Origin of the sequence: Providencia sp. PROV174 (assembly GCF_028480685.1) — a bacterium.
GTDB lineage: Bacteria > Pseudomonadota > Gammaproteobacteria > Enterobacterales > Enterobacteriaceae > Providencia > Providencia rettgeri.
On the sequence record NZ_JAMPOT010000009.1, the window covers coordinates 193,354 to 216,523 of the forward strand.

Here is a 23,170-nt window from a genome sequence, read left to right on the forward strand (position 1 = left end):
ACCTTATTCCTCCATCTGATTGAGTTGACGACTGCGGATCTCTTCAAGCAGTTTTGTCATGAATTCGTTGACATCAAGGCTGCCTAAGTCTTTACCACGACGGGTACGAACAGCGACTTTACCTGATTCAACTTCTTTATCACCACATACTAACATGTAAGGGACGCGACGCAGTGTGTGCTCACGGATCTTAAAGCCGATTTTCTCGTTACGTAAGTCCGCTTTCGCACGAATGCCAACACTTTGCAGCTTGCTTACTAATTCTTGAACATAGTCTGCTTGGCTATCAGTAATGTTCATTACAACCACTTGTTGTGGTGCTAACCATGTTGGGAAAAAGCCTGCATACTCTTCTGTTAAGATACCAATGAAGCGTTCTAGTGAACCTAACACTGCTCGGTGGATCATAACAGGAACGATACGTTCGTTGTTTTCACCTACATAGGAAGCTGTCAAACGACCCGGTAAGAAGAAGTCTAACTGGACAGTACCACATTGCCATGCACGGTCAAGGCAGTCATACAGTGTAAACTCGATTTTCGGGCCATAAAATGCGCCTTCACCTGGTTGGTATTCAAACTCAATACCTTTTGATTTCAGGGCATTAGCTAAGTCTTCTTCCGCTCTGTCCCACATCTCGTCAGTACCGATACGTTTTTCAGGACGGGTTGATAGTTTTACAACAATTTTTTCGAATCCGAAAGTTGCGTAAACATCATAAATCATTTCAATACAGCTAGTGACTTCACTTAAGATTTGCTCTTCAGTACAGAAGATATGCGCATCATCCTGAGTAAAGCCACGCACACGCATTAAGCCGTGCAATGCACCTGATGGCTCATTACGGTGACAGCTGCCAAATTCTGCCATACGCAATGGTAAGTCACGGTATGATTTCAAACCTTGGTTAAAAATCTGTACGTGACCAGGGCAGTTCATTGGTTTTACACAATATTCACGGTTTTCAGATGACGTCGTGAACATGGCATCTTTATAGTTATCCCAGTGGCCTGTTTTTTCCCATAATACGCGGTCCATCATAAATGGCCCTTTCACTTCTTGATAATTATAAGCTTTCAGTTTAGTGCGTACGAAGGTTTCCAGTTCACGGAAAATTGTCCAACCGTCATTATGCCAGAATGCCATTCCCGGCGCTTCTTCTTGCATATGGTATAAATCTAACTGTTTACCAATTTTACGGTGGTCACGTTTAGCTGCTTCTTCTAAACGTAATAAATAGGCTGCCAATTGTTTTTTATCAGCCCATGCAGTGCCGTAAATACGTTGCAGCATTTTGTTATCGCTGTTACCACGCCAGTATGCGCCAGCCACTTTCTGTAGTTTAAAATGGTGGCAAAAACGCATATTCGGTACGTGTGGACCGCGACACATATCAACATATTCTTCGTGATGATATAAACCAGGGTGGTCATCTTGACTAATATTTTGATCTAATATTTCAACTTTATAGTCTTCGCCTCTAGCCACAAATGTTTCACGAGCTTCGCTCCAAGAAACACGTTTTTTCACCACATCATAATCTGTTTTGGCAAGCTCAAGCATGCGCTTTTCAAGCTTTTCCAAGTCTTCCTGGGTCAGCATGTGGTCTAAATCGACATCATAGTAAAAACCATTATCGATAGTCGGCCCAATCGCCATTTTAGTGTTTGGCCATAATTGTTTGATTGCATGGCCTAACAGGTGAGCACAAGAGTGACGAATAATTTCGAGTCCGTCTTCATCTTTGCTCGTAATAATGGATACGTTTGCATCATGTTCAATTATTTCACATGCATCAACGCGTTCGCCATTAATTCGACCCGCGATACAGGCTTTAGCTAAACCCGCTCCGATGTCTCGAGCAACATCCATCACAGAAACGGGATGGTCAAACTGACGCTGACTTCCATCAGGAAGAGTAATAACAGGCATTAAAAAATCCTTATCAGCAGTGGTGACCCACACGAAAGATCACTTGCTTGATTATTCCAAAGTTATAAATCAACACGTTACTAACGATTTCTCACTTCACTATGCAAGATATGTACACAAATACAGGCAACTTAAACGCCCTATTTCGTTACATCGTGAGTAACTCAACTACTAATGATAACACAGACCTATTTTAGGGTGATAGCGTAATACCGCTAATTGTTCTTCTTCATATGAAAAATCAACACCTTCCCGATTAAATGATGAATAAGTTATCCAATGCAGGAAATAGTTTCTCTTTTTGCTTGAAAAACACACGATACCAACGGGATCCACTAGGTGCGATTAATTCTTCACTGATTATCTTATTTTGTTGAAGAATGATAACCGATTGAATTGATTGCCATAATGAATAAATGATGTAGGACGTGGCAATTAACCCGAATAATAGTACAAAAATGTTATCTAATTTCTCTATTTGCCAAAATAAATAGACACAAAAGATAATTTGAATTAATGCCCGAATAATAAAGGCAATACTAAAGAATGACTTCGCATGCTGTATCGTTGCAAAACAGGGATTAGACAGAGTTTGTCTTGTTTCTTGGACTGGAATACCATTCACATATACCATCCAATCAGAAGTATCGCTATTTTTTAAGATTATTCCTTTTTCTTTCATTCCATGAATTTTAAATGAGACTACGACAGCCCAAACAATCCCAACGGTAAATAAATAAAGCATAAAACCACTTACCGAAAAAAAGCAAAAAATACGCTAATCACTATAAAACACGCGAGTTTACCCGAATATATCCAAAATGGCGCAACCTGATAGTTCATTATTATCCTTAACATATTTTGCATAAATTTTTCAGTATACAAAACAGATTAAATGATAAAGCGTCTCATTTCCACTAATCTATAACCAACGTCGCGTTTGCTTACTATAATCTTCCCACTCATTTTTAAATGATGCAGATAAAAAACGTTCTTCTTGTGGGATCGTATATAAATCAGTAATCAGCCAAAATACTAGCCCTGCGACCAAAAAATAAGAAGAGTGCGAGAAAAAAGCTAAAGCCAAGCTCATTGATGTAAAAGCTAAATACATCGGATTACGTGAAAATCGATAAGGCCCATTAGTGACTAAATGCGTTGCCTTAACTGTAGGATTTGGTGATGTTTTATGTTTATAAAAATAATAAAGACTCGTCGCGACCCAACTCACACTCTCCAGCGCAACTAATATACCTAAAATTCCCATCCAACCGGAAAACGTCCAGTCTAAAAGACCTTGTCTGGAAAGAAAATAAACCGCGATTCCATTAGCAACTAACCAATTCAATAATGGCAATTTAAATATATTCATTACATTACCCGTAAGCCAACATGGTGTTATTAGCATAACATAAATGAATATATAAATTTGAGTGGAAGAGTATATAGAGGTGTAATATTAACGGCAAAAATGATTAGTTACTGGAACCTAATGAAAACACACTTTTTAAACCTTCTAATTTACTGTACTCCTGCTGGCAAACTAAATTTCGTACATCACTTGGCATAGAGTCAATTCTGGTTTGAATATTAGCCAGTTGTTCATCTAAACTATTCATTCCTTTTACATCAACGACATCCTGATTCACTTTAAGATAGTTAGCAAAACTTTGCAGGTTATCCTCTAAGCTATTACAAATATCATTACTGGCTAAACTCTGCGGCAAAATAGCACTGAGTGATGTCGGTAAGACTTGAGATATATTCGGATAAATACTTTGCTTCCACTGCTGAGGAAAAACGATTAGTAACATGGCGGCTGCCAAAACTAATAGCATAGACGCTCCAGCTAATGTCGCTATAAGTTTTTTCATTCTTTTTCCTATTACTCAAAATTAACTGAAAATAGGATATACAACTCTGCGTAAAGCTATTTTTAAAACTAAAAATCCTTTGTAAAGAAATCCATAACTCTTTTTAATAAAATTTCATTTCTTCATACGGTTTTTCTTGGCAGCTCTTTAAGCGTTGTAATAAACCGCCTACATGTAATTCTAATTTGTGGCCGTCAGGATCAAGAAAATAAAAAGAATCTCCTTCACTTTTATTTTCTTTCCAGACAATGACATTCGCTTGCATTAGCCTATCAACAACGATAAGAAAGTCTTTCGTATCAACGTTAAAGGCATAGTGTGTGTAATCCGTTTTTTCTGGGGACGAAAATTGGCGAGTTGTATCTAATGATAAACATAACCATAAATCGCCACAGGAAATATAGGCGCCATTTTTCCAACTCGCATGTAACTTCATACCCAGTAGTGCTTGATAAAAACCAATACTTTTATCTAAATCAGTTACAGCTAAAGTTAAATGGTTGATTCCGTTTAACATATTTTTTTACTCTTTGGTTGTCTGTTACATTGAATTCTTTTAATGAATTTACATAAATTATCAGTAAATAACATTGCAGCAGATATACTACATTCCATATCAACTTAAAGACAACCTGTTACGAAATGCCCTTAACCTTTTTATACCCCTATAAAAAGGTTTTTTTTTGCCTATAAAAATTGAATACTTTTACCACAACAACTCATCCACTTGTTAATTAACAAAAAAAGCAAGTTACTCACAGAACAAGGCCATTGTTATCCACAGTTAATGTGAACAACTCCAATTATCTACAAACTAATAGATGATAGTTAATATTAACTCTTATTCCTCCGTATTATAGCCGGCTCCTACTATAAAATACCTCACTCGTTATAAATGCTAACCTACAGATCTATAAGAAATTTTGCTATCATTTGGGATAAGGTATTTTATTCACATTAATCAGGAGCTTGAATCTAACTTCCATGACAAATTTTTTTGAGCTATTTCAAGCCGTTGGTATTGGCCTGGTACTATTACTTCCTCTTGCCAACCCTTTAACTGCAATTGCGGTCATGCTAAGCATTTCTGCTAATATGACTAAAGAGCAGCGTGACCATCAATCGCTGTTGGCCTCTATTTATGTATTTGCAATCATGACAATCGCTTTTTATGCTGGCCAATTAGTCATGAACACATTTGGAATATCAATCCCAGGGCTTCGAATTGCAGGTGGATTAATTGTGGCATTTATTGGCTTTGGCATGCTATTCCCTAGTAGTGATGTAGGGGAAGACCAGACTACCAATGCGCTTGATGACCCAAATGTTCCCAAAAAACGCCAAGAATCACCGAGTATTGCCTTTGTTCCCCTTGCAATGCCAAGTACTGCAGGCCCGGGTACTATTGCGATGATCATCAGCTCCACTGCATCATTACAAGGTAATGTGAGTTTCGCTCCATGGGTTTTAAAAGTTGCCCCCGTGATTACTTTTTTTATTGCCAGTCTTATCGTTTGGATTGGCTTAAGAGGCGCAACTTCTATCATGAGGTGGCTTGGAAACAGCGGTATTGATGCAATCGCGCGGGTGATGGGGTTCTTATTAATCTGTATGGGAGTGCAATTTGTTATCAACGGCATTGTTGAAATTGTCGCGCAGCTCCCACATTTAATGAAGGAATATCAATAAGACATCGCTAGTGCATTGTAAGCATTTTTAACTTTCCACAAATAGCGTGGGGCTTGTGGTGCTGGGTGTTTTGTTTGTACATGTTGATAAAACTCTTCCGGTGATAAGCGATTAATCATCGCTATCGCCCGACCTTTATCATTATCAAACGTTCTTAATAACGCTCCTGCCCCATTCACATAAGCAACAACCGTTGCATAATATAATGTCTGAGGATGGCTTATTCCAGCAAGGTGCTGTTCCCTTAAAATACGAATATAAGCTGTACCAATATCGATATTTTTTTGTGGATCTTTTAGGTCACGAGAACTCGGCTCCCCCGATTTCCCTTGGTAACGATAGGCGTCACGTCCTGCTGTCGACGCTTTAATTTGCATCAAACCTATTGCATTGGATTTACTGACAACTTCAGGCCTAAAGTTGGATTCGACCTCAATAATCGCTCTAATTAAAGTTTCATCTACACTGTAACGAGCCGCAGAGTCACGAATAAATTCGTCAAAGGGCGTTCTTGGAAATGCCATATTTTGTGCTGTTATTGGCCCTGTCGGCTCTAACATTCGCTGTTTCGTTACAGGCCTATCTGGTTCGCTTGAACAACCTGCAAGTAGCAGTAACACAAAAGTACCGCCAATTATTTTTTTCACTGTCGAATCCTCTGCGGTGAAAGCCGATGGCAGAATAACTAATCCTAAGAAAAATAAAATAATTTTTACTTAACTTTTACTTCAGGACGTGTTTTAGTCATACAAATAACCATGGGACTTAGAAGCCTATAATGACAAATAATGCTATTCCACACTTTTTATATTTATTTTTCTCAACTGATATTGATAATCATTATCAGTTGGGATATAAAATATAATTGTTATAAACCTTAACAACTGTATGTTAAAAAACGCTAAACCAATAATGTCAGGGTCAACTTTTATGAAGAAGAACGTATCTCGATTATCTGCACCTTTACTAACCAGTATGTTTGCTTTGGTAGCAATCATTTTTTTTAGTCAGCCTGCTTTTGCTAAAAAGTTTAAAGTCGTAACCACTTTTACTATTATTCAAGATATCGCTCAAAATGTAGCTGGAGATGCGGCAATTGTCGAGTCTATAACAAAGCCTGGAGCGGAAATTCACGGTTATCAACCGACACCTAAAGATATTATGAAAGCCTATGATGCAGATTTAATCTTATGGAACGGGATGAATTTGGAAGTGTGGTTCCAACGTTTCTTTGAAAATTTTAAAAATGTCCCTGCTGTCGTAGTCACTGAAGGAATTGAGCCAATGCCAATCCGTGAAGGTGAATATAAAGACAACCCGAACCCACATGCATGGATGTCTCCTGCCAATGCTAAAATTTATATTGAAAATATTCGTCAAGCTCTGGTCAAATATGATCCTGAAAATGCTGAAACATATAATGCCAATGCAAAAAAATATGCGCAGCAAATTGCTGAGCTTGATGCCCCTTTACGTGAACGCTTAAATCGTATCCCTGAAAATGAACGTTGGTTAGTCTCAAGTGAAGGCGCATTTAGCTATTTAACTAATGATTACGGCTTTAAAGAAGTCTACTTATGGCCAATCAATGCGGAAGAGCAAGGTTCTCCTCAACAAGTGAAAAAGGTGATTGATACTGTCCGTAAATACAACATCCCTGTAGTATTCAGTGAAAGTACAATTTCTGACAAACCGGCTCGCCAAGTCAGTAAAGAAACAGGGGCAAAATACGGTGGCGTATTATATGTAGACTCACTTTCAACTGCTGACGGCCCAGTACCAACATATATTGACCTTTTAAATACGACTGTAGACACGATAGCGAAAGGATTTTCACAGTAATATGAATCACTCAAGTCAATTCGAACACCCGAATCTTATCGTCGATGATGCGACGGTGACATATAATAATGGTCACACCGCTATCTATGACGCAAGCTTTACTATCTCTGGTGGCTCTATTTGTGCCTTAGTTGGCGTAAATGGTAGTGGCAAGTCAACGCTATTTAAAACTATTATGGGGCTTGTCACCCCATCTTCTGGCAGTGTGACATTAAATGATCAACCGATAAAAACCGCACTTAAAGAAAACGTGATTGCGTACGTCCCACAAACAGAAGAGGTAGACTGGAATTTTCCCGTTCTCGTTTCTGATGTCGTGATGATGGGCCGTTATGGCAAAATGGGTTTTTTTCGCATCCCTAAACAAGCCGATAAAGATGCTGTCAAAATGGCATTAGAACGGGTTGACCTTGCAGGGCTTGAGCATCGCCAAATAGGCGAGCTCTCCGGTGGTCAGAAAAAACGGGTTTTTTTAGCTCGAGCGCTCGCACAAGAAGGTAAAGTTTTACTCCTTGACGAACCTTTCACTGGGGTTGATGTTAAGACCGAAAATGCCATTATTGACCTGCTACGTAGTTTGCGTGACGAAGGCCATCTCATTCTCGTTTCAACTCATAACTTGGGCAGTGTGCCTGAGTTCTGCGACCATGTTATCTTAATCAATCGTACTGTTTTAGCGAGTGGGCCTACTGAAACGACATTTACGCAACGAAACCTGCAACAAGCCTTCGGTGGCGTATTGCGTCATATTAACCTGTCTGGTCAAGAGCTTCATGACGATGATGACCCACGCTCTGTCACCGTCATTACCGATGATGAAAGAGCGGCTGTATTCTATGGTCATGACCATGATGCCCCCGTTCGAAAAAACCAAGCTAAGGGTTCCGAATGATTGAGATGTTATTACAGCCCTTTGAATATGATTTTATGATAAAAGCCATTTGGGTCAGCGCCATTGTTGGTGCTGTCTGTGCGTTCTTATCAGCGTATTTAATGTTGAAAGGCTGGTCATTAATGGGAGATGCCCTCTCCCACTCCGTTGTTCCTGGGGTGGCGGGTGCTTATGCTTTAGGTTTACCCTATGCGGCAGGCGCCTTTTTTACCGGGATCCTTGCGGCACTTGCCATGACATTAGTAAAGCATCTAACTCGTTTACGTGAAGATGCTGTTATTGGCTTTATCTTTTCTACTTTTTTCGCGGCAGGTTTGTTGATTGTTTCATTGAATCCAACATCTGTTAATGTACAAAGTATTATTTTTGGTAATATTTTAGGTATTGCAGATTCTGACGTATTACAAGTAGAAATTATTATCGGCGTTTCATTTATTGTCCTATTGTGCTTATGGAAAGATTTATTAGCCGTTTTTTTCGATGAAAGCCACGCTCGCTCAATAGGTTTGAATCCTCTACGCCTAAAAATTATTTTCTTCACATTATTAAGTGCTTGTACTGTTGCTGCCTTACAAACAGTTGGCGCAATCCTTGTGATTGCGATGGTCGTCACACCAGGTGCAACGGCCTATTTATTAACTGACCAATTTAAACGCTTACTCATTATTTCAGTCACCATTGGTACTGTAACCAGTGCTGTTGGCGCTTATATCAGTTATTTCCTTAATGGTGCTACAGGCGGGTTAATTGTCACCTTACAGACCATTATTTTCCTGCTGGCATTTTTCTTTGCGCCTAAGCACGGTATTTTTGCCTCAAAACGTAAAGCTAAAAAGGAAGTTGCTCGACTGCACCAATCGCACCAACAAGGAGCATCTCATGAGTGATTTCATTGACTTACTGATGGCTCCGTTTGCATTTCCCTTTATGCAAAAAGCATTGATTACGGCAATTGTTAGTGGAACGGTATGCGCTATCCTCTCTTGCTTTTTAGTATTGAAAGGCTGGTCATTGATGGGCGATGCAATTTCCCATGCCGTTTTACCAGGGATCATTTTAGCCTCCCTACTCGGTATTCCATTAGCGATAGGGGCATTTGCATCTGGCTTGTTTTGTGCTGTGGCAACAGGTTATTTAAAGGAAAATAGTCGGATAAAAGAAGATGCGGTAATGGGTATCGTCTTCTCAGGCATGTTTGCTATCGGCTTGGTTATGTTTGCTAAAATAGATACTGAACAGCACCTTACACATATTCTATTTGGTGACATTTTAGGGATCACAGATAGCGAATTTAAACAGATTTTACTGTTTGCAGGTATCACCATCGCAATTATTTTACTGAAGCGTAAAGACTTTATGCTGTATTGCTTTGACCCTAACCAAGCACGAGTCATTGGCTTACCTGTGAAATTAATCCACTATGGTTTGCTATCACTACTCGCTCTCACCATCGTTGCTTCATTACAAGCTGTTGGTATTATTTTGGTGATTGCAATGCTAATTTCCCCAGGCATTATTGCTTTTGTGTTATGCCGTAGTTTTGGGAAAATGTTGGTTGTCGCCATCATTGCTTCGGTAACATCGAGTGTTATTGGGACTATCCTGAGTTTCCACATCAACGCAACAACTGGGCCAACTATCGTTGTTACTCAGGCGGTGTATTTTGTGATAGCCCTGCTTTATAGCAAATTAGTGCTTGCACGTAAAAGAAGCCGAACTAACCCACAAAGTATGCATACCGCATAATTACTAGAAGATATAACAAAAAAGCTGAATTCACACATAACGAATTCAGCTTTTTTAATGACTTTAGCTAGCTGCATTAATGTGCTATTTGCTACGGGTTTTTAACTGGTTCACCACCATATTGCGACGTTGCGCTTCAGATTGGTTTTCATGCACTTTCATTTCCCCACTTCCCGCCGGTAATGCCTGCTCAACAACAAGTTCCGCATCTGTCTGAGCAATAATATCTTGCAATTGTTGGTGCTGATTGCACCAAATGGCATCAACATCCTGGTCACGTGAATTATCTCGCTCTGCAGAAAAAGCCACTGTCCGTGCTTGAAAACGCGTTTGTTTTCCACCTAATTCTAACCCATACCCCGGTGTTGCTGGATGTGTGACGACCACTTTGCCATCATCCAACCATGCTTTAACGTCAGTGTCTTGCACTTGATAACCGAGTTTCCCTAATCCATCGAGTACCGTTTTCCTTTGCGCAGTGGCAACAACCTGTTGCTCAGCTAAACTCACGGCACGGCCTAGTTTATCGACCCATGTGGCTAACGCTTCTATCGAACTTGATTGCATACTGGCTAATGCATTCGAAATTATAGATTCATTTTCTTTACTCGGAAAAATGGCCAATTCATCACAACGTTGTTCAATTTTATCGATAAGTTCGATACGTTGTTGGCTTAACTTCAATTGCTCTGCCAATGTCATGATCAATGAGTCGGCTCGTAAATGGCGTTGGGTACCTTCCTTAAGATCCCGAAGTTCAGCCAGTTGTTGCTCAGTATCTTGAGCATCATCAAATGAGCCTCCTAATTTCAGCTTTTCAATCATCAATAGGATCTGTTCACATTGTTTGGCAAATGGCGTTTGCGGTAAGCCTGATTGCCAAAATTGCTTCACACCTTCAGATTGGGCTTTTAGTTGGCTCAATAATGCCGCTGCCGATGGCGTGAGTGATGTTGATTGTGGACTTAATAAAGCTAGTGCTTTAAAAATCAGTTTATTAGATTGACTTTCATCTAGTTCACTTGCCGAGATTAATTGTGCATAAAGGTCAGCTTCATTTGGCAATTTTTCACGTACCAATGCAATTAATTCAGCCAAATTATGCTCTCTGTGTTTTTTTGTTCGGGCTAATAACGCTTGTTTTTCGAGTTGTTGTTCACGAACTTCCTTTACCTCGTTATTCAGTGTCCCAATAAACTCAACCAATTGGCTATTCAACAAGCTTAAATTGCGTGATGACAATGTGGCAAGCTGAGCCGAATTTTGCATTAGTTGCTCATAAGCTTGCGTGATTTGTGCAATACGCGGCTGATGATATTGGCTACTATTTGCCAGTGCTTGCCACTGTTCAAATCGACGTTTAACTACCGCAAGCTGACGCTGGCATTGAATTTCATTCATTTCCCTAACAGTTATACGATGAACTGATGAACTCATAATGCACCTTCTTGCGATTCTGGGCTCTCAATTTGAGAGGAGGATGAGGTTAATAACGCTTGAGAAATAGCGTCATGCAGTTGTTGCTGTGCCAAATCTCGATTTTGAACCCATTCGATAATAGACACTCGATAGTGTGCAGGTACCACACGCGTCAGAACAGCGCTACGCCACAGTTCCCTAGAACGCGCAGTTTTCAATAATGGGTGTGATGGTATGTCGCATTCTATACCGATGAGTAAACGGCCATTGCTTTGATCTTCAACAATGCCATCAAAATGGAATACCCCATTTTGGCTTGTGGTGGTCACTTGCCAGCCACTTTGTCGAATAAAATCCATAACTGAATCGACAAACGCATTTTGCGGGAGCGTTTCACTACCAACCGCTGACTGCGTATGACACATGCGCTGGAGCAATTTTTCATTTTCTTTTTGCATTAATGGGTTACATGCATTTAGCGCATAGGCCAGATAGCCTTGTAAATAATCTCGTGGAATTTCAGGCTTACGGTAAGTTGTTAACAAATCAGAAATTTCATCTATTGGCATCGATGACATAATCACGACTTGCTGGCGAGCACGAGTGATAGCGACATTTAAACGCCGTTCTCCACCGGTTTGGCCAAGTACACCAAAGTTACGCCTGAATGTTCCCTGTGCATTGCGACCGAATGTGGTAGAAAACAAAATCACATCGCGCTCATCACCTTGCACATTTTCCACATTTTTCACAAAAAATGACATATCTTCATCATCGTGAGTGCGTTGGTTTTCTTGCGTATATGCCTGAAGAAAGTCTTCATCCTGTGCTGCACGCAATTGAATTATTTGATTAATTAATGTGGCTTGCTTTTGGTTAAACGTGACTACACCCACAGAAGGCCGTTGTTCGAAAGGCCGCTGCCACATTGAGGCTAAATGTTGTACGATGGCGATAGCTTCAGCTTCATTACTTTGGTTAACATAAACACCATTCACTTGAATAAGCTGTAATGGCTTAATTTCGTTGACCATTTTGGCTGAAAATTGTGCTGGGATATTTAGCCTATTTTCATAAAAAGCAAAATTGGAGAAATTGATTAGTTCTCGGTAGGCAGAACGGTAATGAATATCCAGTGTATGGATAGGTAATACCGTTCGAGCTAAATGTAACAAATCAGGGCAATCACTGATTTGCCGGTAATCCCATTGCTCTCCAGCTAACTCTTGTTGGTCATCATCTTCTTCATCAATATCATCTTCAACTAACTTACCGGTAAAGAATTTTGACGGCGGCATTTGTTTTTCATCACCACTGATAATGGCCTGTTTAGCTCTAAATAACGTCGATAATGCGTATTCAATTGGCATCTGTGAGGCTTCATCATAGATTACGCTATCAAACATAGCGCCTTCAAGTGGAAGGACTTGGCTCGCCACATCCGGCGTCATCAACCAAACGGGGCGTAGTTGCATTAACCCAATATCACGGGCTTCGCGAATAAATTCCCTCAAGCGTCGAGCTCTTGGCCCTGCTAAGCGAGTGATTTCTTCCCATTCACGACGGTTTCCTAACATTTTGCTATCAATATTGGCCGTCAGTGCCAATTTATTGAATTGCTGTAACCGACTTTGGGCATTTTCTAGTTCGGCAAGGTCTGACATCAGCTGGTCTTGATGGGTACTGAGTGCAGGTAATGTTGCCGTCAACTGCATTTTAGTGAACAGACAGAAATAGTAGTGAACGGTTTGGACTAATTGATCTCGCCATTGTGTTGTGAAACCGTCAGTGGCAATAAGCTGCTTAATTGCTGGTTTTAATAGCGCAAGGAGCCCCCAATGCTGCGGCGAAAAGTGTTGAGTGTCCGATCTAAATAATTGGTAACGCAATACATTTTCTTTTTGCTGCTCTATTTGCACTAGTTCCGCGGTATATGACTCGCCGTTTATCACGGCCAGTTTAAACCGCTCAACGGTTTCTGACGAAAAGACACTGTCTAGCTTACTTAATTGGCTTAAGCTTTCCGTTCTTGCGTGTAACTTAGCGATTGCCGCCCTGATTTCATGGCATTGATGAGTAAACCCTGTTTTTTGTTGCTGAATAATTGCGTCTATAAAATGCACAGGCTCAGGGTACTGAATGAGAAGCTCAGCCATATCCGCCACGCGTTTTAGCTGCATGATCAGCACTTGTAATGTATTACGCCATTGGTTATCCGACTGGAGTTCAAGAGCAAGCTGTTGATATAAAGGCTGTAATTCCTGTGCAAGTAAACGCCATTGCTGCTCAACGGCAATGGTTTTAATCACTGAAGTGTATTTCTCAGTCGTTGGCGCTAAGCCGCTGCTTGCCATAAATGACTGTAATTGATTTTGCCGGCGGTAGTAATACGGATTCAAGAAACGTACCCATGAACCTTGTATTGTCTCCATCAATGCTCGTGATAATTGGGCAAGATGGTGATTATCAATCCCCCTAAATACAGGGAATAATAACGGGTCCGTATTTTCTTCACTAATTGATAATAAGCGCTCATACAACTGCTCGAGTTGGCGAATAATGGAATTTCCCGTTTCACCGCTAAATAGGGGTAACCAACGGGAAAGCTCCTGCCATTGTTCGGTCGTTAACTGATTAAATTGTGCTTCATGTTGTGTTAACCATTGCTCATGAGTCGATAATTGAGTCAACGTAATTTGCTGATATTGTGTTTGGTAAGCTTCATCACGTTGGTTTTCAGTTTCAACCAATGCCGTAATAGATTGATTAAACAATGAATATTGAGGGTCATCTGCCGTAAAGTGCGCTAAGGCGTTTAGTGCATTATTGTCATAATCCAACTGCCACCATGTATGTGCATGTAACTTCAAGTCATCCGTTAATTGCTCAATCGTATGACCATCAAGTGGCGCTAATAATGGCTTAATTTGCTGCTCATCAATATCAAAATGAGGCAGTTTTTCAAGTTCAATCAATTGACTTAATACTTGTTTATAAGAAACTTGAAACTTTTCATCGATATTATTGAGAGAGTGAAAGTACCTGTCTAATTTTTGTTCAAATAACTGAACGCGACTAACAAGATGAATTCTCTCTCCTGCCCAATCCCGCTCAACGATCTGGCTTTTTTCTTGTTCCCAAAGCTGCTCAATTTGCTCCCTCACCGCCAAAATGATGTCACGCCCTCTTTGACTTTGGCTGATATATAGTGCTCTATCTCCTAAACCATTCGCTTTCAATCGCTTATAAACTACCTCAAGCGCAGCCGGTTTTTGGCACACAACTAAAACGGTTTGCTGACGCCCTATCGCATCTGCAATTAAGCTCACGATTGTTTGGCTTTTACCTGTCCCTGGTGGCCCCTCAATCAACAGTCCCGTGTTGCCTTGAGCAGCTTGAACAACATGTTCCTGTGAAGGATCAGCCAATGACAACGCATATTGGTTAAGTAAATTATCTGACTGTGTTTCATTCTTGCTGTCGAGCGGCACGACTTTTAGCATTGTTGCTAACGCGGTTTGAGAAATCGGTAGCCCAGCAATTTGCTGTAAATCGCCACTCATCGCCTGACCAATAAACGAGGTATGGAAAAGTACGGCTGAACAGCAAATTTGTGCGCTATTTTCTGCAATCTGCACGGTGATAGAAGGAAGTGGCGTCAGTTCCGTACCTTGTATCGGTAATAAAGACGAAAGTGTCTCCATCATATCTTCAATGGTTAAACCCGTTTTAGATAATAAATTATCTAATACTGTTTGCCATTCATTCACTGAAGGTATACCTGCAAAGCTTGCGAGCGCAGGATTCAGACGTATAGCCCCCCGTTCATGGTCGAAATTGAGCTGAATGGGACTATTTTGAGCCAAAGAAGTACGCAATGAAACTGGCCATAAAAACAAGGGCGCTATTCGCGGTTTTATTTGATTCGGCTGTGTGTGCAACAATAAGAATGGAAACCCAAGATACATGCCATCTATACCTGTATCCCGTTGATATAATTGTGTATCTGATTGCAGGATCCGTAATCGGCCATTAACACCTGGGTGTTGTAATAGCAAATCACTATCAATGGTAACCGTGCTTTTTTTGCGGTTCAATAAATGTTCAAGTAATGCACTTGCGCGGCGTACGGGGCTATCGCATTCCATTAAATCAACTCGCCCAGTATTTTGCGTTAGACGCATGCGCACTAAATTTCCACGTTGTGTCACTGACGTGAGCTTTTGTGTAAAAAATCTTAGAACTTCAAGAACATATTTTTGTGATTCTGGCACTTGCCAATGTTCGAATGGAATAGCCAGCAACACCAGTATTTTTTCTAATGATAAACGACGCGTTAATAAAAAGTCATCCACCCAACCATCGAGTTCAGGAAGTCCGATACGTTTAAAATCACTGACTCGGTGGTTAATTAGCTGGTATAGCTCCCCTCGTGGCAATAAAAGCTGACTTTTAGCTATTTCGTTATCAAAATTGTGGATATCGTTTTGTTTCGCTAATTCAAAGGCTTGCTCGACTAACACATCCAATGCAATAAACTGCCCAAGGTCGGCACTTAACAATAAAATATAATCAATTTCTTGTCGATTTTGTCTATCTAGTAAGCCTTGTAGGCTTTCGTTATGTGAGTCAGGAAATTGGCTATGCAGCAATTCCCAACGTGCAGCTAGCTGGCTTGTTGATGTGATCAATAAATACAGTTTCAAGCTTTCTTCATTGAGTAATATATTCAATTGTTCAGCGCGTTGACGTACTAAACATTGGCGATGGTAGAGCTGTACGAGCCAATGTTGTGGGTCAATATACTGAATGTGTTGATTTAATGGCTCACTGATGAGTGCATAGGCCAGTGCAGGTTGTTCTAATAACCATGCAGGTGTAATAATTTCACCGCGATAGATAAATGGCATATTCGGGTTTAGGATTTTCAAGGCTAGAGTGAGCTTAATATCTTGATTAATTTCACTCTGCTCAGATCCATCTAACGATTTTTCGCTGTCTAAAAAACCCTGAAGTTGCTTTAGCTGCTCCTGGCTATTGTCAAATTTTGCGAGCCATGACGTTAACTCCCCACGCAACAAGAATTGGACTGCATCATCCCAATTTGCTTGTTCTCCAGCGGCCATGGCAAAAGCATCGGGTTGAGAAAATTGTTGTCCCGCAAACTGGGCTTGATGATACTGAGTCTGAGAATCTACTGCGGCAGTTTGTGGGGCTTGGACGGCTTCCCCCTCTAACCATGCGGACACTTGCGGCCATTGCCAACGTAGAAAACGATCCCGACACAGTAATCCACGTAGCAATAATTGTAAGTTAGGAGCTAAATCATCCGGCAAATCAACACCATTGGTCATGACTTGGATTAAGAATGCATTATCATGAACTTGAGCGAAACACTCCCCTCGGGTTAGTTGTTCTAATAGAATAACCCCGAGACTCCACCAATCTGATGCGGCACTCACACCACCTGCTAAGGTTTCTGGTGCGCTATATCGGGAAATATCCAAGGGAGTCACGATATCAAGGTCAAACTCTGACAAACTCGCAGAGCCATATTCAATCACCACGATATCTAAAGGGTCACGGCTGCGGATCAATAAATTCGCAGGACACAAATTGCGATGGCGTAAACCATGCTCAGTAAATGCCGCTATCGCTTGCCCCATTTCCTCAACTAATTTAGGAATTTCATGGAGTTGCCAAAAGTCTCCTTGCTGAATAAATTGGCTGAGTGAGCCACCCTCCAGTAATTCAGTTACATGCCAAGCACGGTTTTCCCAACGGCCTGTTTCATAAAATTCAGGCACGTGGTCTGTTGGGATCAGCTGAAGCACTTGATAAATTGTCGGATCGGGTTCTTCACCTTTTTGATATAAGGTAAGTACGCCAGTTTTTTTACTTTCTATATGTGTGGCTAAGTAACGTTCCCGTGGGCTATCGGCTTGGTTAATGCGACGATCAAGCCGCCAATTTCCTATAAATGGTTGAGAGTGTTCCTCAGTATTGCTTGACTTAACAGCGGCATCTTCTCCACATTCGAGGCAGATAAAATCCCCCTCGTCCATTGGATGCCCGTTCACACAAACCCTTTGCTCAATAGTTTGGTTATTTTGATTATTATCATCAATATTGAGTGGTAGACTATCAATCGAGGTCTTGTGTTCATCAGTGGGACGCCAGCCGGCTTCATGGATACCCTCAAGGGTTAAATCCCAGCCACAAAGTTGGTTACTTCCTTGTGGTGTTTTAATTTGCCCCGCGCAGAAAATTTCAGTTAATGGTCGTTCTGTTTGGCAATGTGGGCAAAAACGTATCATGGTCATCCATTCATCCAATTTGTTATTTTTTTAGTTGTTGCAAAGACTGGTCTTGCTGTTCAATTAGGGTACGCAGGCGCAACATATCGTCACGTTCTGGAACACCAGCCAAAAATAGTCGTCCCGTTTCGTCAAACGCTAAATCGAGCACTTTATCCTCGGGTGTCGTTGCACGCTGATATGCAATAAACCGAGCCTTTCCTAATGGCGTCAACATATGTAATTTCTGGTTATCACTGCCTTTGAGCATTTGGGTTTGCGAAAGCTCCACCTTGAATGGCTCACTGATCAAGGCATCGATATATGGAGCCATTTGTGAAACATGCACTTCTATATCATCCCATTGATAACCGCTATAGACCAAAATATCCGCATTCGTTCGCTGTTTAATTCCACTGACTAATGCAGATAAGGCTTCTGGTTGCTCAAACGGTTCTCCCCCTGAAATCGTGATGCCATCCGCCAACGGTAGCCACTCAGTGATCTGCTCCAGTAATTGTTCCACCGTAATGTCATTGTCTTTCACTTGCCATGTGTCAGGCGAAAGGCAGCCCTTACAACGTAATGAGCAGCCTTGAAACCAAATGCCAATGCGTTTTCCGGGGCCTAGAGCCATAATTGGAAAATGAATTCGTGAAATACTAATATTCACCACATCAATTACTCATCGCCGCTAAAGTGATTTGCGTGGTTTCATCTGTCGTAATTTCGACAATTTGATAGGCCGAATTAGGCTGTAAATCTTGGTCGAAAATTGCACGAGATAATGGGTTAATTAAGTAGCTTTCCAATTGGTTGCGTATTCCACGCCCCCCATTGGATAAATCGGCTAAGCAATACTGTTTTAGCGTTTCTTTGGCTTGAGAGGAAATGGTAATCGTCAGCGACTGTTTTTCTAAACCAGAAAGAATATTGTCCACCATTTGCTCAAAAATTTGCAGTGCCACATCAGGACGAATGAAGTCAAAAACGATAATGTTTTCCCCAATTCGATTGAGTAACTCAGGTCTATTTAGCACTAATTTAAAATGACGTTCAATTTCACTTTTCACGTTGCGTGTCACGGTTTCAAAAGGCTCACTGGGTTGCACGTTCGCCACTCGCTCACCATTTGCATCCAAGCGATAAATACCGAGATTTGACGTGAAAATGATCAAAGACTCCGAAAAATAAACGCGATCTCCACGACCAGAGGTCAATACTCCATCATCAATAATTTGTAGAAACTTATCCATTAAATGGGGGTGTGCTTTTTCTATTTCATCAAACAGCACTACACTAAACGGCTTTTCACGAATGGCATTCGTCAGCTCGCCTCCAGAGTCATACCCCACATAGCCAGGGGGAGCACCAATTAAGCGTTGGTCTGCATGTTCTGCACTAAATTCAGACATATCAAAGCGGATGTAAGCGCTTTCGTCACCAAATAGCAATTGAGTGACCGTTTTCGCCAGTTCTGTTTTCCCGACCCCCGTTGGCCCCGCTAGAAATAAAACGCCCCGTGGTCGGCCACCTTTATGCCCACCCACTCCCGTCATCGCACGTTTAATAATGTCCAATAAATGAGTCACTGCGTGTTGCTGGCCTTTAACTCGGCGTGAAATTATTTGTGGTGCATTATGTATTTTCTGTTTATCGATTTTTTTCCATGGATCTTCTGTTATACCCACTTTATAGCGTCGAACTGCATCACTGATCCGTTTCACCGGCACATTTTCAATCCGTGCAAGTTGTACTATTGCCGTTAAATCTAGCAGCAACAACCCTTCGGTTTCATCAATGAAATCATTAACTAAGCTATCTTTATCAGCCTGTTCAATACTATTAAAATCGACCAGTGAAGCCAGCAACATCGGTGTGAGCACACGACGGACTTGATTATCAGGCTTCGCCACAGGAATGGCTCTCACTCGAGGGTTATTGACTAAAAACCAATCGGGTAAATCGGTTTCTTTCTCCACAATCCAAAAAATAGAATTGTAGAACGGTTGGTTATTTTCCCCTGCAGGCCGCGCTTTAGCTTGATGAGAAACTACCAGAGCTCGAGTAAATAAACTGTGCTCAGCTGGGGTCAGGTTATCGCGATGAGAAATCAAGCAAGAGGCGAAATCAATACATAATGCAATCGGCTGCTGCTTATAGTTAATAAATTTCTCCAACAAATGATTCAGCATATCAATACCACCAGCGGCTTTATCATCAGCCATATGCAAACCTAAGTTTTGCATTAAAGCCGCGCTACCTTGCGGATTTTCTGTTGGATTAGCGACACACTGGAAACCAAGGAGTGGCGTATAGGTAATCACATAGGCATACCCTGCCTGAAATAAGTGATTAAAAAGTGCTTGGTTAAAGGGCAAGGGGGTCACTACAGTGGGGGCAATTTCACTGGCTTGTAGATCTCGCACATTACCAAATAGAACAAACTGGCTTTTCAGTGGGATAAATCGCAATAAATCTCTTAACCAGCGCGGTTTTTGAAAATCCGTGTTCATAGCACCCTTAAATATGAAAGTATTTTTTGCAGTTTACCTGAAATCGCTCGCAAATGGTGTCTAGATCTTGAATGCAGACTAATTTATCTGAACATTCTCATTTAGATAGAAATAGGTTAATTTTAAAACAGACGGTATTTATGTTTACTTGCCTGATAATTGTTCGACAATTTCGTGATAGCCTCTTCTTTTTAAACAATTATCACTGTTAATTCCTAAACTGTCGCTATAGTATTATGTTAATGAAGACCAAAGCAGAGCGAGGTGAGTCATGTGGCAAGCAATGTGTCGTTTATTAAGTGAACACTTAGGTGAAGCAGAGCTACGTAACAAAGTCATTCTCTCTGGTGGTGATATTCACCATACGTTAAGAATTGACTATGGCGAACATACCGTGTTCATTAAGCAAAATCGGCGTGAGTTTTTACCTTTGTTCAAACAAGAAGCTGAACAACTTGAAATGCTCGCCAAAAGCCAAACTATAACCGTTCCTAAGGTTTACGGGGTTGGCAGTAATAAGCACCATAGTTTCCTACTCCTCGAATATTTCCCTCTTAAACCCTTTGATAATACCAATGCTTGGCACTTTGGTCAGCAATTAGCGCGTTTACATCAATGGGAAGAACAACCCAGTTACGGGTTCGATTTTGATACCATGCTCAGCACGATTGTTCAGCCTAATGGTTGGGAAAAGCGCTGGAGCTCATTCTTTGCAGAAAAGCGTATTGGCTTGCAATTACAACTGGCCTCAGAAAAGGGGATGGTTTTTGCGGATATTCAGCAGATTGTTGATATTGTTAAAGACAAACTTGCTGGGCATCAACCACAACCTTCTTTATTACATGGTGATTTATGGCCAGCAAACTGTGCTATCACTCAAAATATTGAAGGGGTACTGTATGACCCTGCCTGTTATTGGGGCGATAGGGAATGCGATATCGCGATGTTGCCATTATATCAAGAACTTCCGATCCAAATTATTGATGGCTACCAAAGTGTTTGGCCACTGCCAAATGGATTTTTAGATAGGCAACCAATCTATCAGTTATATTATTTACTCAATCAAGCCCACATATTTGGTAACGAACAAAGTTATCACCAAGCGCAGACAATTATTGATAGCCTACTCAGCGAAAAATAAGCTCCTGTTTTTGAACATAAAGTATCAACACTATTTAATTTTCTAAATAATTCGAGCCGTGGCAAGGCGGCAAGTGCAGATATCTCGGGGAGCATACATAAGTATGTGACCCGAGTAGCTAAACACAGCCAACACCCTCATCACATCAAGTACGACGAAAATTTAATTTTCTAAATAATTCGCGTTATGAGTAGGCGGCAAGTGCAGATATCTCAAGAAGCATACACAAGTATGTGACCCGAGTAGCTAAACGCAGCCAACACCCTCATAACGTGAAGTATGACGAAAATTACCAGTTAAGGAAGCGTAGAAGAAAATACAGTGCCACCCCCAATACAATTGGCCAAAAATAAAGAAGAAAAAATTGAGTGAAAATAGTGTGACGTGGAATAGTCACTTTAGCTTCTAGTTCTTCTTTCGATATATCGATGCCTTTTGCTTTTTCTATGATCACGTGGTCTTCTAAACTTTCACGGATAAACTTAATTTGTCGGTACATGCGCAAACCTGATGCACTTAATGCGAGCCCAACAAAAATAAAAATAAAAATGATGATAAAGCTGATATTGCTGCCAGAAAACCCATTAGCAACTTGAGGTACTGGTGAGTTATTCCAAAAGAAATTTAGGAAAGGCGTAGTTTGGCGGGCCATTTCCGCCATTAATTTAATAAAATCATTAGCGACCGCATTGATCCCCTCACCTGCAAGCCCCTTCATGCCAGCCAGTTTAATTAAAGACGCCAATGTCGAAATTAATGCTAACAGAAAAACAACCCAACCCAGAATACGTTTGCCGATTGCGACATAATTGGCATTATGGTAATTCATTACTGCTTTTCCTCAGCGTTATTATTTTTGATAAATTTTTACAATGATTTTTCAACGCTAATCATAGCTGAAAAAATTCATCGTCTCCAAATTTCAATTCATAATTGATAATTATATTTAGACTTTCAGACTAATCAAAAAAGTGTAGTCGTTAATTACCATTACGCTTTTACTTCATACTGTCCGATAATTTCTCAATATTAGCTTAATGCTGACTTCAAGTAATACGCTTGACACCAGTTTACTGGTATCATTGCTCCTTCGTTAATAGATACGACATGAATGGAGTTTTGACATGTACCATAATCTTCCCATCCAATCGGTCATTTTTGATATGGATGGTTTATTGATCGACTCGGAACCTTTTTGGGCACAGGCTGAACTTGAGATTTTTTCACAATTGGGTGTCGACGTTTCAATTGCTGATACCCTGCCTGATACCTTAGGTTTACGTATTGACCATGTGGTGGAGCTTTGGTACCACGCCTCCCCTTGGCAAGGATGCAGCCAAGAAGAAGCCACACAACGCATCATTGACCGTGTTGTTGGCTTAGTTGAAGAAACACGCCCTATTCTACCGGGAGTGCAACATGCCATGGAGCTTTGCCGTTCAATGGATTTAAAAATTGCACTGGCTTCCGCTTCCCCTTTGTACATGTTAGAAAAAGTATTAAACCTTCTGGATATCCGTGATTATTTCTCTGCGGTTATTTCTGCGGCTGATTTACCCTTGAGTAAACCGCACCCTGAAGTTTATCTTAAAGCAGCAGCTGAGTTATCGACTAAACCGGTCAATTGTGCTTCATTAGAAGATTCATTTAACGGTATGATTTCTGCAAAAGCGGCCAGAATGCGTTCAATTGTCGTACCTGACAGCAAACATTTTAATGATCCGCGCTTTGGTTTAGCCGATATCAAGCTAGCCTCACTGAATGACTTGAAATATGAACATTTACGTTAAAAATACTTTGTGTGTCTAATAAGTGTTCACCCC

Annotated in this window: 18 protein-coding genes; 7 read left to right on the forward strand and 11 right to left on the reverse strand. The window is 40.8% G+C overall.

Annotation, left to right across the window (positions count from 1 at the left end; translation table 11 throughout):
• Positions 1-3 precede the first annotated feature (3 nt).
• From thrS to fos, 5 genes are all read right to left on the reverse strand, one after another.
• The gene (thrS, locus tag PSE60_RS08260) at positions 4-1,932 is read right to left on the reverse strand and encodes a threonine--tRNA ligase (RefSeq protein WP_115167385.1); all 1,929 of its coding nucleotides are present in this window, start codon (positions 1,930-1,932) and stop codon (positions 4-6) included.
• Positions 1,933-2,188: 256 nt separating this feature from the next.
• On the reverse strand, positions 2,189-2,677 hold the full coding sequence (locus tag PSE60_RS08265; protein WP_272665099.1) for a hypothetical protein: 489 nt from the start codon (positions 2,675-2,677) through the stop codon (positions 2,189-2,191).
• A 177-nt stretch (positions 2,678-2,854) separates the two neighbouring features.
• Positions 2,855-3,304, reverse strand: a complete 450-nt coding sequence (locus PSE60_RS08270; RefSeq protein ID WP_198641230.1) for a methyltransferase family protein — start codon at positions 3,302-3,304, stop codon at positions 2,855-2,857.
• Positions 3,305-3,407: 103 nt separating this feature from the next.
• Entirely contained in the window at positions 3,408-3,806 is a 399-nt protein-coding gene (locus tag PSE60_RS08275; RefSeq protein WP_210840155.1) for a hypothetical protein, read from the reverse strand.
• A 103-nt stretch (positions 3,807-3,909) separates the two neighbouring features.
• Complete coding sequence (gene fos / locus PSE60_RS08280; RefSeq protein ID WP_272665100.1) at positions 3,910-4,323, reverse strand: fosfomycin resistance glutathione transferase; 414 nt, start codon at positions 4,321-4,323, stop codon at positions 3,910-3,912.
• 467 nt (positions 4,324-4,790) lie between these two features.
• Between fos and PSE60_RS08285 the strand changes: the two genes are divergently transcribed.
• Entirely contained in the window at positions 4,791-5,495 is a 705-nt protein-coding gene (locus PSE60_RS08285; RefSeq protein ID WP_115167387.1) for a MarC family NAAT transporter, read from the forward strand.
• Here the strand turns inward: PSE60_RS08285 and PSE60_RS08290 are convergent.
• Positions 5,489-6,142 carry a transglycosylase SLT domain-containing protein gene (locus tag PSE60_RS08290; RefSeq protein ID WP_272665101.1) on the reverse strand — a complete coding sequence of 218 codons (654 nt, stop codon included), beginning with the start codon at positions 6,140-6,142 and terminating at the stop codon, positions 5,489-5,491. The two genes, PSE60_RS08285 and PSE60_RS08290, sit on opposite strands and share 7 nt — an antisense overlap.
• Before the next feature lie 283 nt (positions 6,143-6,425).
• Here PSE60_RS08290 and PSE60_RS08295 point away from each other — a divergent pair, with 283 nt between their 5' ends.
• From PSE60_RS08295 to PSE60_RS08310, 4 genes are read left to right on the forward strand one after another with little or no spacing between them, the layout of a single operon-like run.
• Complete coding sequence (locus PSE60_RS08295; protein ID WP_210837712.1) at positions 6,426-7,337, forward strand: metal ABC transporter substrate-binding protein; 912 nt, start codon at positions 6,426-6,428, stop codon at positions 7,335-7,337.
• 1 nt (position 7,338) lies between these two features.
• A complete protein-coding gene (locus PSE60_RS08300; RefSeq protein WP_109911242.1) occupies positions 7,339-8,229 on the forward strand; it encodes a manganese/iron ABC transporter ATP-binding protein in 891 nt (296 codons plus the stop codon).
• Positions 8,226-9,116 (forward strand): metal ABC transporter permease, encoded by an 891-nt coding sequence (locus PSE60_RS08305; protein WP_272665102.1) that lies wholly within the window; start codon positions 8,226-8,228, stop codon positions 9,114-9,116. The genes PSE60_RS08300 and PSE60_RS08305 overlap by 4 nt, the downstream gene beginning before the upstream one ends.
• Complete coding sequence (locus PSE60_RS08310; RefSeq protein WP_272665103.1) at positions 9,109-9,975, forward strand: metal ABC transporter permease; 867 nt, start codon at positions 9,109-9,111, stop codon at positions 9,973-9,975. The genes PSE60_RS08305 and PSE60_RS08310 overlap by 8 nt, the downstream gene beginning before the upstream one ends.
• 84 nt (positions 9,976-10,059) lie before the next feature.
• Here PSE60_RS08310 and PSE60_RS08315 read toward each other — a convergent pair whose 3' ends face one another.
• Genes PSE60_RS08315 through PSE60_RS08330 form a run of 4 tightly spaced genes read right to left on the reverse strand, consistent with a single transcriptional unit; the run spans position 10,060 to position 20,206 of the window.
• Positions 10,060-11,412, reverse strand: a complete 1,353-nt coding sequence (locus tag PSE60_RS08315; protein WP_272665105.1) for a hypothetical protein — start codon at positions 11,410-11,412, stop codon at positions 10,060-10,062.
• The gene (locus PSE60_RS08320; protein ID WP_272665106.1) at positions 11,409-17,717 is read right to left on the reverse strand and encodes an AAA domain-containing protein; all 6,309 of its coding nucleotides are present in this window, start codon (positions 17,715-17,717) and stop codon (positions 11,409-11,411) included. Before PSE60_RS08320 ends, PSE60_RS08315 begins: the two co-directional genes overlap by 4 nt.
• A 16-nt stretch (positions 17,718-17,733) precedes the next feature.
• The gene (locus tag PSE60_RS08325) at positions 17,734-18,366 is read right to left on the reverse strand and encodes a 4Fe-4S single cluster domain-containing protein (RefSeq protein WP_272665107.1); all 633 of its coding nucleotides are present in this window, start codon (positions 18,364-18,366) and stop codon (positions 17,734-17,736) included.
• Position 18,367: 1 nt separating this feature from the next.
• Entirely contained in the window at positions 18,368-20,206 is a 1,839-nt protein-coding gene (locus PSE60_RS08330; RefSeq protein ID WP_272665108.1) for an AAA family ATPase, read from the reverse strand.
• 271 nt (positions 20,207-20,477) lie between these two features.
• On the opposite strand from PSE60_RS08330, the gene PSE60_RS08335 reads away from it, so the two are divergent.
• Positions 20,478-21,347, forward strand: coding sequence for a fructosamine kinase family protein (locus PSE60_RS08335; protein WP_272665109.1), 870 nt, complete (start codon positions 20,478-20,480; stop codon positions 21,345-21,347).
• 289 nt (positions 21,348-21,636) lie between these two features.
• Here the strand turns inward: PSE60_RS08335 and PSE60_RS08340 are convergent, their stop codons facing one another.
• A complete protein-coding gene (locus PSE60_RS08340) occupies positions 21,637-22,176 on the reverse strand; it encodes a YniB family protein (protein WP_272665110.1) in 540 nt (179 codons plus the stop codon).
• A 295-nt stretch (positions 22,177-22,471) separates the two neighbouring features.
• On the opposite strand from PSE60_RS08340, the gene hxpB reads away from it, so the two are divergent.
• A complete protein-coding gene (gene hxpB, locus PSE60_RS08345) occupies positions 22,472-23,137 on the forward strand; it encodes a hexitol phosphatase HxpB (protein WP_272665111.1) in 666 nt (221 codons plus the stop codon).
• Positions 23,138-23,170 lie beyond the last annotated feature (33 nt).